Raw genomic sequence first — 14,716 nt, forward strand, 5'->3', positions numbered from 1 at the left:
GCCGGCCGGACGCTCCCCCGTTCCGGTGTCCCCTGCCCCGTCCGCCTCCGCCGCGGCCGGGACCGCGGCGGTCTCCGCGTCGTCCTCGACCTCCGGGGCGGTGAGCGCCTCGGTCTCCGGCTCGAACAGGGCGTGCCGGCTGTCCGCGCGGGTGACGTCCGGGCGGACCTCGGTCTCGGCCGTCTCCCCCGGCGCGTCCGGGCGGCCGGTGTCCGGCCGGCCGGTGTCCGGGCGGCCGGCGACGCGCGGGCGGCGGATGCCGGTGGTGGCGCGGCGCCGGGACGCGGTGGCGGGAACGGGCTTGCGGGGCTGGGGGGACATGGTGACCTCCTGGGGCCGTCGGGCGACCGGGTACGGACGGGGAGCAGGCCGGCTGCCGGGCCGCTCAGCCGCTCTGTCCGGGGGCGCGGATCGGCGCGAGCTTGCTGACCTTCCAGCCGTCGTCCGTGCGGCTCATCTCGAGCTGCAGGCGCTGCCGGGTCGGGATGGGCTGCTGCCCGTCCGGGGTCACCGTGACGTCGACGCCCACGAGCACCCTCGCGACGCCCGCGCGGTCGTCGAGCTCGCTGACGGCGGCGTCGGACACGGTCGCCGTGGTGGTCCGTTTGGACTGGGCCACGAACTGCGCGTACTGCGCACGGTTGGTGCGGAACTCGTCGAGGACCGCGCCGGTGGAGGTCTGCTCCCACCGGTCCAGCCCGCCGTCGACGTCGTGCCAGTCCAGCGTGTTGAGGCTGATCGCGGACTGCCGGGCCGCGACGAGCACGTCGTCGCGCGCCTCGGCGAGCTTCCGCTCCCCGCTCAGCAGCGTGGTCAGCCACAGCACGCCGAACACGATCGCCGCGACGACCGCGACCGCCGCCGCGATCTGGAGGGCCCGCGGTCCGCCGAACCGCCTCCTGCCGCCCGACGGCCCGGGGTCGGGCCCGTCGGCGCGCCTCGTGTTCGCCGTGCTCTCGGTCGTGCTCGCAGTCATAGCGGGACTCCATCCGGCCGTGGGGGCGTCGGCCATCGGGGGTGTGGCGTGCGGGACCGGCCGTCAGGCGAGGATCCCGGCGGGTGTTCCGAGGGGGAGCGGGGTCAGCGGTTGCGGGTCGTCGGAGCCCGCCGGGAGCGGGAGCCCCGCGGACGGGTTGCCGGTCGTGCCGGGCTTGGCGCGGGGGGTCGTCGAGTGCGGCGCCGGGGGAGCGTTCTGGGCACCGCGGACGCTCGTCGGACTCCCCTGTGGCTCGGCACAGTACGCCTTCTTGTTGACGGGGATCTCCTTGACCTGGTCCCCGGACCGGTGCTCGGTGCCTTGATAGCCGTACACGCAGGGGAAGGGATCGAAGAAGTTGAGCACCAGGCCGAGGTGTGCGGTGCCGTCGTTGGGCGCCGCCGTGTAGCCGTTGGCCATCACGCCCGGGTACGTGACGAGCAGCTGCTCCAGGTTGGACTGCCGTGGCTCGGCGATCCGGGCGACCGTCAGCAGGTTGGCGACGGTCGTCGACAGCCCGGCGCCGCTCTCCCGGAGCAGCCCGCGGATCTGGTCCGCGGCCGCGGGCGCGGTGTGGATCAGCCGCCGCAGGTCCGGGTCGGACTCCTCGAGCTGCTCGGCCAGCAGCTTCAGGCTCGAGCTGAAGTCGGCGAACTGTCCGGCGACCTCGTTCTGCGTGGTCAGGACCGTGCGCCCGTCGCTCAGCAGCGCGGTGGTCTGCGGCAGGGCGTCCGTGGCCGCCTTCGTGAACTCGCTGGTGGTGTCGAGCAGCTTCTGCAGCGGGACGCCGCTGTTGGCGAAGCCCTTGCCCAGCTCGTCGACGACCGTGCGCAGGCTGTCCAGCGGCACCGACCGCACGAACCCGTCGAGGCTCGACACGACCTGGTCCACCTGCACCGGTGTGCTCACCCGGGTGAGCGGGATGACCGAGCCGGACTCCAGGTCGGGGCCGGAGTCGCCGGCCGGCTGCAGGTCGACGTACTGCTCGCCGATCGCCGACAGGTTCCGCACGGCGGCGGTCACGTCGGCCGGGATCTCCGGGCCACCGCGCTCGAGGTCGAGCTGCGCGTCGACGCCGTCGGCGGTGAGGGTCAGCGGGCCGACCCGGCCGACGCTGACGCCCCGGTAGGTGACGTCGGCGCCGGTGAAGATGCCGCCGGAGTCGGCGAGCTTCATCGTGACCGGGTAGGTCGTGGCGCCGAAGATCGCGCCGAAGTTCGCGTAGCGGAAGCCGGTGTACCCGACCCCGACCAGCGTGACCAGCAGCAGCGCGAGGAGCTGCCACTTCATGGTCCGGGTGATCACCGGCCACCTCCGAGGAGTCCGCCGAGGAGACCGCCGCCAGAGCCGGAGTCACCCGAGCCGCCGGGGGTGCCGCTGCCGTCCGTCGGCGGCGGGGGCACCGCGCTCGGCGTCGGCGGGGTGGTCGGCGGCGGGTTGTTCGGGTCGGCCTGGCCGAGCGGGGTCGGCGACGGGCCGAGCAGCGGCAGCGAGGGCTGGTCCGGGTTGCCGCCCAGCAGCGGCGACAGCAGCTGCCCGACGGGCGGGAGCTGGTTGAACAGCGGCGTGTCCGGCGTCGGGAAGGGCTGGTTCGACCGCAGCAGGTTGTCCAGCAGGGTCTTCAGGTCGAGGTCCGCCCGGACGTACAGGTTGGCGTAGTCGCCGGCGAACGCGTCGACCGCGGCGTCGGTGAACGGGAAGCTGCCGATCAGCTCCAGCGAGTTCGGCAGGTCCTGGCCGGACTCGGCGAGCTTCGACAGCGTGGGCTGCAGGGCCCGCAGGTCGGCGAGGACGTCGTCCCGGCTGCGGTTGATCGTGTCCGTGGCGGTGCCGGAGAGCCGGTCGAGCGCCTTCAGCATGTCGACCAGCTGGCCGCGCTGGCGCTCCAGCTCGGCGAGGCCCGGCCCCAGGTCGTCCAGGGCGTTCTCGATCTGCGGGCGCCGGTCGTTCAGCGTGGCCGACAGCCGGTTGAGCCCGTCGAGGGCGCGGGTGATCTCGCCCTTGCGGTCGTCGAGCGCGCCGACGAGCGTGTTCAGGTTGTCGAGCAGGCCGCGGATCTGCGGCTCGCGCCCGTCGAGGGCCTTGTTCAGCTCGGTCGAGATGGTCTTGATCTGCGCGACGCCGCCGCCGTTGAGCAGCATGGACAGCGCGCCGAAGACCTCCTCGATCTCGACCGCGCGGCCCGCGCGCTCGATCGGGATGGTGGCCCCGTCGGACAGGGTGCCGGTGCCGCCCTGGGTGGGCGCCGCCAGCTCCACGAACTTCTCGCCGAGGAGGCTCGTGGTGCGCACCCGGGCCTCGGAGTTCGCCGGCAACGTGACGCCCCGGTTCACCGCGACGGTGACCCGCGCGTTCCAGGTCGCCGGGTCCACGTCGATGGACCGGACGGTGCCGACGCTGACGTCGGCCACCTTGACCAGGGACTGCGGCACCAGGTCGACGACGTCGGGGAACTCGATCGTCACGTCGTACGGGTCGTCGCCGAGGTCGGCACCACCAGGGAGCTCCACCCCGCGCAGCCCGCCGGAGAACACCCCGCAACCGCTCAGCGCGACCGACGCGACGGTCACCAGGACCGCGAGCCTGGCCGCGAGCCTCGTGCGCCTCACGAGCCACCTCCGAAGAGCTTCGAGAAGAAGCCGCCGATCCCGCCGCCGGACTCCTGCTGCTGCGGCGCCGGCACGGCCGGGGCGGTGACGGTCGGCGCGGCCGGGGCGGGGTTCGCCTGCCCCGGGACCTCCGGCGCCGGCTGACCGGCCTGCGGCGCGGCCGGGTTCTGCGGGACGAGCGGGATCGACGGGAGCGCCAGGCCCGGGACGGGCGGGGTTCGACCGCTCGTCAACGAGCTCAGGACCTGCGCCGGGGTCGGCAGCGACTTCACGTCCGGCAGCGCCGCGCACGTCGGCACCAGCGGCTTGAGCGCGTCGGGCGCCCCGGTCTTCAGCAGGTCGCAGAGGAAGTAGATCGGCGGCCGGCTGAGCTCGTTGATGTTCGCCCGGGTGTCGAGCGTGCCCGACGAGCCGTTGTACGTGTTCGCGAGGTTGGAGATGCCCAGCGGTGCGACGTCGAGGATCTCGGTGAGCGCCCGCTGCTGGTCCACGAGCACCTGGGTGACGTCCGCGAGCCGGTCGACGTTGGAGTGGATGGTGTCCCGGTTGTCCCGGACGAACCCGGCCACGTCGCCGAGGGCCACCGACAGGTCCCTGATCGCCCCGCCGAGGTCCTCCCGCTCGCTCGCGAGGAAGCCGGTGACGTCGGCGAGCCGGCCGTTGAACTCCCGGACCTTCGCGTCGTCCTGGGCGAGGGTCTCGGTGAACTTCTGCAGCTCCGTCACCGTGCCGAAGAGGTCCTCGCTCGAGCCGGCGAGCGTGTTGGACAGGTTGCCGAGGCCGCGGATCGTGTCGTTGAACGCCTCGCCGTTGCCGGCGAGGTTCTGCGCGCCGACGTCGAGGGCCTGCGACACCGCGCCGGTCGAGTTGGCGCCCTCCGGGCCGAGGGCGCGGGACAGGTCGGTGGCGGCCTTGGCGAGGTCGTCGACGCCGAGCGGGACCGCGGTCCGCTCCAACGGGATCGTCGCGCCGGTCTCGAGCTGCGGCGCGTCCTCCCCGACCGTCGGGAAGAGCTGCACGTAGCGGCCGGTCACCAGGCTCGGCGACACGACCGCGGCCTTGGCGTCGGGCGCGAGGTGCACGTCCGGGTCGGTGATGGTCATGTCGACCTTGACCTGCGTGCCCTGCGGGGTGATCGAGTCGATCTGCCCCACCGGCACGCCGAGCACGCGCACGTCGTTGTCCTCGAACAGCGCCGAGGCGTTGGCGAAGTAGGCCGTGATCTTCCGGCCGCCCCCGTTGCCGATCAGCCAGACGCCGGTCGCGACGAGCACGGCGACGATCGCGACCAGCGCCGTGATCTGCAGCGCGCGGCGGTCGTTCGCCCAGGAGCCGACCATCAGCAGCCTCCGGGGTTCAGCGGGCCGATCGTGGGGATCGGGAGCAGCCCGCAGATGTAGTTGTCGAACCAGCGCCCGTTGCCGACGGCGTTGGTGAACAGCCGCACGAACACCGCCTCGTTCTTCAGCGTGTCCGCCAGGTCGTCCTGGTGGCGCTGCAGCACCTCGGTGACCCGGTCGAGCGTCTCGAGGGTGGGGCGCAGCTGGTCGGAGTTGTCCGCGACGAGCCCCGACAGCTGCTGCGAGAGCAGCCGCGTGCCGTCGAGCAGCCGGTCGATCGCGTCCTTGCGCTGCTGCAGCTCCGACAACAGCAGGTTGCCGTCGGAGAGCAGCTCGTCGAAGTCCCCGCGGCGGTCCGCGAGGATCGACGACAGGTTCCGCGCCCCGGCGAGCAGCTGGCGGATCTGCTGGTCACGGCTGGAGATCGTGGTCGAGAGCCGGGACAGGCCGTCGAGCGTGCCGCGGACGTCGTCCGGGGTGTCCTTGAACGTGTCGGACAGCGTGCGCAGGCTGTCCGCCAGCTGGTTCGTGTCGATCTGGTCGATCGTCCCGGTCAGCCCGTTGAACGCCTCGACGACGTCGAACGGCGAGATCGTCCGGTCCCGCGGGATCGTCGTGCCCGGCTCGAGCTCCTGGTCGCCCTGCGGGTCCAGGGCCAGGTACTTCGAGCCCAGCAGCGTGGCGATCTCGATGGAGGCCGAGGTCCGGTCGCCCACCCAGGCGTCGTCGACCCGGAAGGCGACGTCGACGTGGTCGCCGGCGAGCTTCACAGACGTCACCCGGCCGACCTCGACGCCGGCCACGGTGACCCGGTCGTCGGCCTGCAGGCCAGCGGCCTCGCCGAACTCGGCGTGGTAGGTCGCGCCGCCGAAGATCGACGGCGCCTGGAAGGCGACGACGGCGAGCACGGCGATCAGCACCAGGCCCGTGATCGCGAGCGGGACCGGGCGGCGCGCGCCGGTGGCGGCCATCAGCGGTCACTCCCCGTCGGGAGCGTGCCGAAGATCGGGAGGGCGGGCGCGTTCTCCGGCAGGCCGTTCGGCAGCACACCGTTGACGAGCTGGTCCACCGCCGGCGGCACGCCCGGCACGAGCGGTGCCTGCTGGCCCTCGACGCCGTCGGGGTCGGCGCCGCACCGCGGGGCGTCGGACTTGAACACCGGGATCTCCTGGCGCGGGATGAGGTCGCCGAGCCCGACCGAGCCCGAGAGCCCGCACAGGTAGAACTGGAACCAGCTGCCGTAGCTCGCCGCGCGGCTGATCTTGTTCAGCTTGTACGGCGAGAACTCCAGCAGGTGCTCCAGCGTCGGGCGGGCCTGGTCGAGCTGGCCGGCGAGGTCGCCGAGCGCCCGGATGTCCGCCTTCAGCGGCGGCCGGGCCTCCTCGACGAAGCCGCCGGTCACCTGGGTGAGGTCGGCGATCGAGGAGATCGCGTCGCCGATGGGCTCGCGGTCCTGGGCCAGCCCGGACACGAGCTGCTGCAGCGAGGTGATCAGCTGGTTCAGGTTCTCGTCGTGGCTGTTCACGGTCTGCAGCACGCCGTCGAGGTTGTCGATGACCTGCCCGATGACCTGGTCGCGGTCGGCGATGGTGCTGGTCAGCGACGCCGTGCTGGCGAGCAGGCTGTCGACGGTGCCGCCCTCGCCCTGCAGGGTCGAGACGATCTCCTGGGACAGCTTGTTGACCTGCTCCGGGTCGAGGCCCTGGAAGAGCGGCTTGAACCCGTTGAACAGCGTGGTGAGGTCCAGCGGCGGGCGGGTCTGCTGCACCGGGAGGGTGCCGCCCGGCTCGAGCCGGCCGCCGCCCCCGGTCCCCTGGCCCAGCGAGAGGAACCGCTGGCCGATGAGGTTCTTGTAGAGGATCGCCGCGGTGGCCGAGGCCGGGACGCTCAGCGCGGAGTCCACGCTGAACTCGACCTGGGCCTGCCGCCGGTCGACGATCTCGATCTTGTCGACGGAGCCCACGATGACGCCGGCGATCCGGACGTCGTCGCCCTGGAGCAGGCCGTTGACGTCCGTGAAGCGGGCCGAGTAGGTCGTCTTGTCGCCGCCCTGGCTGTTCGCGATGGTCAGCGCGAGGACCGTGGTCGCGAGCGCGGTGACCAGGGCGAACGCCAGGAACTTGGTGAGCGGGCCGACCGGGATGCGGCTCATGCGATCCGCACCTCCGTCCCGCGGTAGAGCGGGCCGACCAGCACGCTGCCCCAGCCGGGCACGGCCGCCGGCGTGGTGCCGGTGCGCGCCGCGACCAGCTCCGCGACCTGCTGCTGCTCACCGGGCGAGTTGGTGATGCCCATGGTGTACGAGGCGGGCTTGGCGCCGGCGTGCGGGTTCGGGCTCCACTCGAAGCCGGGGATCAGGTCCCAGGAGTACGTGCCGTCGAACGTGCCGTAGTCCTCGACCCCGAACTTGCCGGGCGGGCCGATCGGCTGGCCGGCCGGGGGCGGCGGGGGCACCGAGCCGTCCCGGAACGGGCCGTCCGGCGGGTACTGCGGGCCCGGCATGATGATCGGGTAGCAGCGCGGGCCGCGGTCGTCCTCGTACGCGGGCTCGTCCTGGTTCGGGATGTACTTGCCGTTGCTCGCGACGATCTCCAGCGTGATGTGCACGCCCGGCTCGTCCGTGCCCTTGCCGAACACCTGGTCCAGGTACGGGATCAGCCGGCTGGCCTGCTGGAAGAAGCAGGGGAACTCCGGCGCGTAGCGCGCCAGGGTCTCCAGCGTCGGCCGGCTCGCGTGGGCCAGCCCGATCAGGTTGTCCTTGTTGGCGTCGAGGAAGGCCCGCAGGTCGTCCGACGCCCCGGTCACCGACCGGTACAGGTCGCGCAGGTTCTGCGACTCCTCGACGACCGTGCGGCTGGTGACGGTGAGGTCGTCGAGCGCGTCGAGCAGGTCCGGCGCGGAGTTCGACAGGTTCTCCGAGAAGTCCGCGAGCTGGGTGATGTCCTCCTGCAGGTCCGGGATGGCCGGCTGCAGGCCCGCGGTGAGGGTGTGGAGCCGCTCCAGCGTCTGCCCGAGCTGCTCGCCGCGACCGGCGAGGCCCTGCGACAGCGCGCCGAGAGTGGTGGCGAGGTCCTGCGGCTTCACCGCCTGGAGCAGCGGGAGCAGGTTGTCGAGCACCCGCTCGACCTCGATGCCGGCCACGCTGCGGTCCTCGCGGATCGTGTCGTGGGCGGCGAGCTTGATCGCGCCCGGCTGGTCCGGCGGGACCAGGGACACGTACTTCTCGCCGAAGAGCGTCTTGGGCAGCAGCCGGGCGGTCACGTTGTCCGGGATCTGGTCGATCAGTTCCGGGTTCATGGACATGGTGATCGTGGCGCCGTCGCCGTCCGTGCTGATCCTGTCGACCGTGCCGACGATCAGCCCGCGGATCTTGACGTCCGCGCGCTCGTTCAGCTGCGTGCCGACGCGGTCGACCTTCAGCGTCACCGGGACGCCGGAGCGGAACGCGCCCGCGTACTGCGCCACGGCCAGGCCGATCAGCAGCGCGATGACCAGGATGAAGACGATGCCGAGGGTGACCTTCTTGCTGTCGTGCGTCGTCATCCGGCCACCCGCACGGAGGTCGAGGTGCCGAACAGCACGAGGGTGAGGAAGAAGTCGAGGATCGCCGTGCTGACGATCGAGAGCCGAACCGCCCGGCCGACCGCCACGCCGACGCCCGCCGGGCCACCCTTGGCGTGGTAGCCGTAGTGGCAGTGGATGAGGATGACCACCGTCGCGAAGATGATCACCTTGAGGTACGACGCGAAGATGTCCCCGACGGGCAGGAAGAGGTCGAAGTAGTGGTCGTACGTCCCGCCCGGTAGGCCGTTGATCAACGTGACGTTGATCCGGGCCGCGGCGAAGCTCGCCAGCAGGCCGATCGTGTACATCGGGATCACCGCCAGGATCCCGGCGATCACGCGGGTGGTCACGAGGAACGGCACGGACGGCACGGCCATGACCTCGAGCGCGTCGACCTCCTCGGAGATCCGCATGGCGCCGAGCTGGGCGGTGAAGCCGGCGCCGAGGGTCGCGGTGAGCGCCGAGGCGGCGACCAGCGGGGCGATGTCGCGGGTGTTGAAGTACGCGGTGATGAAGCCGGTCAGGGCCTCGACGCCGAGCGAGTCCAGGGCACGGAAGCCCTGCAGGCCGACGAGCGACCCGACGAACAGCGACAGCGCCGCCATGACCCCCGCGGTGCCGAGGATGACGATCAGCGCACCGGAGCCGAAGCTGACCTCGGCCAGCAGCCGGAAGATCTCCTTCGGGTAGCGGCGCAGCGTGCGCGGGACCCAGGCGATGGCGCGGGCGTAGAGGCCGAGCTGCTCGCCCAGCTCCTCGAGCTGGTCGACCGGCCGGCGCACCAGGGTGCTGACTCGGGCCACTTCAGATCCCCTTCGCCGGGACGAGCTCGAGGTAGAGCGCGGTGAGGACCAGGTTGATCAGGAACACCAGGACGAAGGAGATGACGACGGACTGGTTCACCGCGTCGCCGACGCCCTTCGCCCCCGGGGGCGGGTTCAGCCCCCGGTAGGCCGCGACGATGCCGGCGGTGAACCCGAACAGGGCCGCCTTCACCTCGCTGACCACGATGTCGCTGACCTGCGCGATCGCCGAGAAGCTCGCGATGTACGCGCCGGGCGTGCCGCCCTGGATGATGACGTTGAAGAAGTAGCCGCCGCCGACGCCGACCACCGTGGCGAGCCCGTTGAGCACCAGCGCGGTGGTGGCCATGGCCAGCACCCGCGGGACCACGAGGCGCTGGATCGGCGAGATGCCGAGCACCTCCATGGCCGCGATCTCCTCGCGGATGGTGCGGGCGCCGAGGTCGGCGCAGACCGCGCTGCCGCCGGCGCCGGAGATCAGCAGCGCGGTGACGATCGGGGCGGCCTGCTGCACGATCGCGAGCACCGACCCCGCGCCGGTCTGGCTCTGCGCGCCGAACTGGCGGGTCAGCTCGGCCAGCAGCAGCGCGATCGTCGCGCCGAACGGGATCGTGAACAGCGCCGTGGGCAGCGCGGAGACCTTGGTGACGAACCAGGTCTGCTCGATGTACTCGCGCAGCTGGAACGGCGGCCGGAAGGTCTGTTTCACGATGTCGACGCCCAGCCCGAACAGGCGCCCGACAGGGGTGAGGGCGCGGGTCAGGGGGCTGGGGCCGGCCTGGGGAGCGGACACGGCGGGGTCCTTGTCTCCACGGCAGTGGGGAGCTGCGCGGGGGCGGGGGCGGGGGAGCAGGTTCGCGGGCGGGCGGTGGGGGCCGTCCACCCGCGACGGGGCGGCGTTCGGGGCTAGCGGAAGCGGTGCCGGCCGGGGCCGGAGCTCGGGCCGCCGGGGGCGCGGCCGGTCGGGTTCTGCTGCGGAGGTGCGGGCTGACCCAGCGGGGCGTCCTGCACCCGCGGGATGCTCTGGGTCGGGGCGTCGGCGGGCGGGGCGTCGGACCGGCCGTAGGGCGCCGCGCCGACGGCCTGCTGGCGGGCCGGCTGCGGCGCCGTCTGCCCGCTCTCGGCCTGCGAGCGGCGGATCGCCTCCTGCGCGGCGGGCGGCAGGGCGTGCATCATCTCCGCCACCCGCTGCTGCCGGCGGGCCACGGCCTTGCGCTCGGGCAGGCCCGCGGTGGCGTCGAGCTGCGGCTTGATCGGGGGCAGCCCGGACAGCTCGTCCACCTCGGCCATCTCCCGGGCCGCCTGGGCGGTGTCCTTCTCCTCCGACATGCCGATCGGGCCCTGCCGGCGGCCGTTGAGGAACTGCGCCACCACCGGGTCCTCGCTGGTCAGCAGCACCTCCCGCGGGCCGAACATCGCCAGGTGCTTGCGGTAGAGCATCCCGATGTTGTCCGGCACCGTCTGGGCGGTGTTGATGTCGTGCGTGACGATCAGGAACGTCGCGTCCGTCTGCGCGTTCAGGTCGATGATCAGCTGGTTCAGGTAGGCCGTGCGCACCGGGTCCAGCCCGGAGTCCGGCTCGTCGAACAGGATGATCTCCGGATCGAGCACCAGCGCCCGGGCCAGCCCGGCGCGCTTGCGCATCCCGCCGGAGATCTCCCCGGGCAGCTTCTTCTCGTCCCCCTTCAGCCCGACCATGTCCATCTTCTCCGCGACGATGTCGCGGATCTCCGACTCCGGCTTCTTGGTGTGCTCGCGCAGCGGGAAGGCGATGTTGTCGTAGAGGTTCATCGAGCCGAACAGCGCGCCGTCCTGGAACAGCACCCCGAACAGCTTCCGGATCTCGTAGAGCCGGTTCTCGCTGCACCGCACCAGATCGGTGTCGTGGATGACGATCGAGCCCCTCTCGGGCTTGAGCAGCCCGATCAGCGACTTGAGGAACACCGACTTGCCGGTGCCGGAGGGGCCGAGCAGCACGCTGACCTCACCGGGCGGCAGCGTCAGCGTGACGTCCGACCAGATGTTCGCGCGCCCGAAGGACTTCGTCAGCCCCTCGACCTTCACCTCGACACCGGGCACGTCGCCTCCTCGCGCACTCGAGCCTGCGCCACCGGTCCTTGCCGGAGCACGCACTCGTCCTGCAGCACCCAACGACCGCGCCGCAGTCTGGTTACTACCGGGTAGTCCGTGGCGACGCAGGCCGTCGAACCGTTCCTGAGAACGACGGACACGCCCCGTGAACCGGGATCGACACACCGTCGTCGATCTTGGTCCGCGATGCGTCGCCCGTCGCACTGCGTTACTCCGACCGGCCCCATGCCGGTACAACCCGGGTCTCAGGCTCCGGATGGAGTGACCTGCGGCGACACCACTCGATCGGAGTACGTGTCCCCCTCCGTCGCGGCGGACGGGGAGGTCCGCCCGTGGGGCACGGGGCAGCCCTGGGGGAAGGTCCCGAGCTCCCGGACGTCGAAGCCGTCCGGGTAGCTGCGGATGCTCGGCAGGTCCCGCACGAACTTCGGCCGCGTGCGCACGGGCATCGCCCGCACGACCCGCCCGCGCAGCCGCAGCGCGGCCCGGGACAGCGCCTGGAACCAGCGCGGCGGGGCCTCGTAGCGGAACGCCTCCCGCAGGTGGGGGTCCATGAGCGAGCGGGAGAACGCGTCGATCAGCGCGGCCGGGGCCTTGTCGTTCGGCGGGAACGTGCACAGCAGCGCGAGCGTGGAGTCGGCGACGGCGCGGCCGCCCGGGTCGTAGCCGAAGCGCTCGCGCTCGTAGGCGTCGTGCGCCTCGCAGAACTCCTGCCAGGTGGCCGGGATGTCCTTGATGCCCATGTGCCGGCCGAGCTCGCGGTAGTAGTTCGCGCTCGCGACCTTCTCCGTCTCGGAGAAGGGCCGCCAGCCGTAGGCGTCCATCCACCGGATCGGCGACACCACGAAGGTGCACAGCGTGTACCGCATGTCGTCGTTGCTGATGGGGTAGCTGCGGTGCATCTGGTTCATCCGGCGGACGGCGTCCTTGCCGGTGCCGTCGAACCCGTGCTCGAGGACGGCCTCGAGGATCAGCCCCGTGTCGTCGTAGCGCTTCTGGACGCGCTCGGTGAACTCGCCGGTCTCGGCGAGGAGCTTGCCGATCGTCGGCACCGCGTAGGTCCGGAACAGCGCGAACGAGAGCGCCTGGTTGATGTCCCAGGGGAACTCGTACATCGACATGAGCCGGTAGATCTCGAGGTGGTCGGTCTCGGGGTCGAGCAGCTCGATCTCGCGGAGCCGGTCGTAGCGTCCTGCGCGGGTCATCCTGCCAGCTCCAGCTGGTCCTCGGCGTGGAACTTCTCCTCGAGCGCCTCGGGCGAGGCGTCGACGTCGATCGCGAGCAGGTCGGCGCCGCGAGCGGACTCGATCGCCCCGAGCCGGCGGCCCAGCTTGTCCATGGCGTACTCGGCCATCTCCGAGATGTCGACGCCGAACGGCGGCTCGCCGCCCTCGTACCTGTCGAAGGTCGCGGTGACCACGCCCATGGCCGGGACCATCAGCTCCTGCATGCGCTCGTCGACCACGGCGAACATCTCGTCGTCGGCGGCGACGTGGCGGCGGCAGGTGAAGGTGCCCCAGGCCATGTGGCGGCGCTCGTCGTCGCCGATGTGCTTGATCACTTTCTGGATGCCGGGCAGGATGCCGCGGCTCGCGCACACCTTCTGCCAGGCGAAGTAGCCGGTCAGCGCGAGGGTGCCCTCGACGATGTGGTTGTAGGTCACCGAGGCGCGGATCTGGTTGCGCGGGCTCGGGTCGTGCTGCAGCGCGTACAGGCTGTCCGGCAGCTGCTTGGTGAAGATCTCCATGTACGCGTCGTTGAACTCGATGTACTCGTGGAGGTCCCCGGTCATCCCGACGGCGTCGAACCACAGCCGGAAGGCCTGCGTGTGCTTGGCCTCCTCGTACACGAACTGGGTCAGGTACATCTCGTCGGCGAACCGGCCCTCGGCGGCCATCGCGGCCACGAAGGGCTGCAGGTCCTGGGTCACCGACTCCTCGCCCGCCAGGAACTGCGCCGCGAGCGCGCAGGTCCACCACCGCTCGTCGTCCGTCATGGCCGCGAAGTCCTTCGCGTCCTGCGAGAAGTCGATGTCCGCCGGGTTCCAGTGCTTCGCGTTCCCCTTGGCGAACAGGCGGAGCGGGAAGGACTCCTGCTTGAGCCCGCCCGCCCCGAGGGAGGCGAACCCGTCCCGCTTGCCGTGCTCGATGGTGCGCATGGTCGGCTCCTTTGCCGGTCGAGGCTGGTTGTGGGGTGCGCCGTCAGAAGCGGATGAGGCCCCGGATGTTGCGGCCGGACCGCATGTCCTCGTAACCCTCGTTCACCTGGTCGAGGGTGTACTCCTTGGTGATCAGCTCGCGGAGCCTGAGCCGGCCCAGGTTGTGCAGCTCGAGCAGGCGCGGCACGTCGTGCTGGCCGTTGGAGCTGCCGAACAGGGCGCCGCGGATCTGCTTCTCGTAGAGGGTGAGCTCCAGCAGGGAGAGGCTCGCCGTCTCCTGCTCGGCCTTGCCCAGCGCGGTCACGACGACCCGGCCGCGCTTGCCGACGAGCTGCAGCGCGGGCTGCAGGTCGTCGCCCTCGGCGACGCCGGTGGTGAGGATCGCGGCGTCGGCGAGCTGGCCGCGGGTGAGCTCGGAGATCAGCGGCCAGGCCTCGTCGATGCTCGCCGCGGTGTGCGTCGCGCCCAGCTCGAGGGCCTTCTGCCGCTTGAACTCCACCGGGTCCACGGCCACGACGTACCGGCAGCCGGCGTTGACCGCGCCCTGCACGGCGTTGGCGCCGATCCCACCGATCCCGATCACGACGCACGAGTCGCCGGCGCGCAGGTCCGCGGTGCGGACGGCCGAGCCGTACCCGGTGGTGACGCCGCAGCCGACCAGCGCGGCGAGCTCGAGCGGGAAGCCCTCGTCGATCTTCACGACGGACTTCACCGGCACCACGGTGTGCTGGCTGAACGTGCCGAGCAGGCACATCTGCCCGACGTCCTCGCCGCGGGCGTGGAAGCGGTAGGTGCCGTCGAGCTGGGGGCCGAGGGTGGCGCCCGCACCGTCGTCGCACAGGCTCGTCATGCCGCGGACGCAGTACGAGCAGCGCCCGCAGCTGGGCAGGAAGGTCATGACGACCGGGTCGCCGACCCCCACCTCGGTCACGCCCGGGCCGACCTCGCGCACGCGCCCGGCGCCCTCGTGGCCGCCGACCATCGGGTAGGCGACGGGCAGGTCGCCGGTCACCAGGTGCTCGTCGGAGTGGCAGAGGCCGGAGGCCGCCAGCTCGACCAGGACCTCGCCGGGACCCGGCGGGTCGAGCTCGACCTCCTCGACCTCCCACTTGCCGCCCAGTTCCCACAGCACCGCTGCTCGGGTCTTCATGGGCGTCGATCATGATGCGCGTCAC

13 protein-coding genes and 1 pseudogene are annotated in these 14,716 nt (G+C 71.8%); all 14 read right to left on the bottom strand.

Annotation, left to right across the window (positions count from 1 at the left end):
- Window positions 1-321: pseudogene (locus tag AB0B41_RS31090) on the bottom strand (hypothetical protein); the annotation flags it as partial.
- A gap of 64 nt (window positions 322-385) precedes the next feature.
- Entirely contained in the window at window positions 386-976 is a 591-nt protein-coding gene (locus tag AB0B41_RS31095) for a hypothetical protein (RefSeq protein WP_358209642.1), read from the bottom strand.
- Between the two features lie 63 nt (window positions 977-1,039).
- The gene (locus AB0B41_RS31100; RefSeq protein ID WP_358209644.1) at window positions 1,040-2,281 is read right to left on the bottom strand and encodes an MlaD family protein; all 1,242 of its coding nucleotides are present in this window, start codon (window positions 2,279-2,281) and stop codon (window positions 1,040-1,042) included.
- On the bottom strand, window positions 2,278-3,585 hold the full coding sequence (locus AB0B41_RS31105) for an MCE family protein (RefSeq protein ID WP_358209646.1): 1,308 nt from the start codon (window positions 3,583-3,585) through the stop codon (window positions 2,278-2,280). The genes AB0B41_RS31100 and AB0B41_RS31105 overlap by 4 nt, the downstream gene beginning before the upstream one ends.
- Window positions 3,582-4,925: an MCE family protein gene (locus AB0B41_RS31110; RefSeq protein ID WP_358209648.1), complete on the bottom strand. Its 1,344-nt coding sequence runs from the start codon at window positions 4,923-4,925 to the stop codon at window positions 3,582-3,584. The genes AB0B41_RS31105 and AB0B41_RS31110 overlap by 4 nt, the downstream gene beginning before the upstream one ends.
- Complete coding sequence (locus tag AB0B41_RS31115) at window positions 4,925-5,896, bottom strand: MCE family protein (protein WP_358209650.1); 972 nt, start codon at window positions 5,894-5,896, stop codon at window positions 4,925-4,927. The genes AB0B41_RS31110 and AB0B41_RS31115 overlap by 1 nt, the downstream gene beginning before the upstream one ends.
- Window positions 5,896-7,077 carry an MCE family protein gene (locus AB0B41_RS31120; RefSeq protein ID WP_358209652.1) on the bottom strand — a complete coding sequence of 394 codons (1,182 nt, stop codon included), beginning with the start codon at window positions 7,075-7,077 and terminating at the stop codon, window positions 5,896-5,898. The genes AB0B41_RS31115 and AB0B41_RS31120 overlap by 1 nt, the downstream gene beginning before the upstream one ends.
- Window positions 7,074-8,468: an MCE family protein gene (locus tag AB0B41_RS31125; RefSeq protein WP_358209654.1), complete on the bottom strand. Its 1,395-nt coding sequence runs from the start codon at window positions 8,466-8,468 to the stop codon at window positions 7,074-7,076. The genes AB0B41_RS31120 and AB0B41_RS31125 overlap by 4 nt, the downstream gene beginning before the upstream one ends.
- Window positions 8,465-9,292, bottom strand: a complete 828-nt coding sequence (locus tag AB0B41_RS31130) for an ABC transporter permease (protein ID WP_037046075.1) — start codon at window positions 9,290-9,292, stop codon at window positions 8,465-8,467. The genes AB0B41_RS31125 and AB0B41_RS31130 overlap by 4 nt, the downstream gene beginning before the upstream one ends.
- A 1-nt stretch (window position 9,293) precedes the next feature.
- Complete coding sequence (locus AB0B41_RS31135) at window positions 9,294-10,085, bottom strand: ABC transporter permease (protein ID WP_358209656.1); 792 nt, start codon at window positions 10,083-10,085, stop codon at window positions 9,294-9,296.
- Between the two features lie 113 nt (window positions 10,086-10,198).
- Window positions 10,199-11,371 (bottom strand): ATP-binding cassette domain-containing protein, encoded by a 1,173-nt coding sequence (locus AB0B41_RS31140; protein ID WP_358209657.1) that lies wholly within the window; start codon window positions 11,369-11,371, stop codon window positions 10,199-10,201.
- 257 nt (window positions 11,372-11,628) lie between these two features.
- Entirely contained in the window at window positions 11,629-12,588 is a 960-nt protein-coding gene (locus AB0B41_RS31145) for an oxygenase MpaB family protein (RefSeq protein WP_358209658.1), read from the bottom strand.
- The gene (locus tag AB0B41_RS31150) at window positions 12,585-13,541 is read right to left on the bottom strand and encodes a R2-like ligand-binding oxidase (protein WP_358209660.1); all 957 of its coding nucleotides are present in this window, start codon (window positions 13,539-13,541) and stop codon (window positions 12,585-12,587) included. Before AB0B41_RS31150 ends, AB0B41_RS31145 begins: the two co-directional genes overlap by 4 nt.
- Window positions 13,542-13,584: 43 nt before the next feature.
- Window positions 13,585-14,691 (bottom strand): NDMA-dependent alcohol dehydrogenase, encoded by a 1,107-nt coding sequence (locus tag AB0B41_RS31155; RefSeq protein ID WP_358209662.1) that lies wholly within the window; start codon window positions 14,689-14,691, stop codon window positions 13,585-13,587.
- Window positions 14,692-14,716 lie beyond the last annotated feature (25 nt).

This window comes from Pseudonocardia sp. NPDC049154 (assembly GCF_040648315.1).
Classification (GTDB): domain Bacteria; phylum Actinomycetota; class Actinomycetes; order Mycobacteriales; family Pseudonocardiaceae; genus Pseudonocardia.

What these genes read in the sequence shown, in the direction of transcription:
- AB0B41_RS31095 (WP_358209642.1), bottom strand. Translation starts at nt 976, where the DNA reads ATGACTGCGAGCACGACCGAGAGCACGGCGAACACGAGGCGCGCCGAC.
- AB0B41_RS31110 (WP_358209648.1), bottom strand. Translation starts at nt 4,925, where the DNA reads ATGGTCGGCTCCTGGGCGAACGACCGCCGCGCGCTGCAGATCACGGCG.
- AB0B41_RS31115 (WP_358209650.1), bottom strand. Translation starts at nt 5,896, where the DNA reads ATGGCCGCCACCGGCGCGCGCCGCCCGGTCCCGCTCGCGATCACGGGC.
- AB0B41_RS31120 (WP_358209652.1), bottom strand. Translation starts at nt 7,077, where the DNA reads ATGAGCCGCATCCCGGTCGGCCCGCTCACCAAGTTCCTGGCGTTCGCC.
- AB0B41_RS31125 (WP_358209654.1), bottom strand. Translation starts at nt 8,468, where the DNA reads ATGACGACGCACGACAGCAAGAAGGTCACCCTCGGCATCGTCTTCATC.
- AB0B41_RS31145 (WP_358209658.1), bottom strand. Translation starts at nt 12,588, where the DNA reads ATGACCCGCGCAGGACGCTACGACCGGCTCCGCGAGATCGAGCTGCTC.
- AB0B41_RS31150 (WP_358209660.1), bottom strand. Translation starts at nt 13,541, where the DNA reads ATGCGCACCATCGAGCACGGCAAGCGGGACGGGTTCGCCTCCCTCGGG.
- AB0B41_RS31155 (WP_358209662.1), bottom strand. Translation starts at nt 14,691, where the DNA reads ATGAAGACCCGAGCAGCGGTGCTGTGGGAACTGGGCGGCAAGTGGGAG.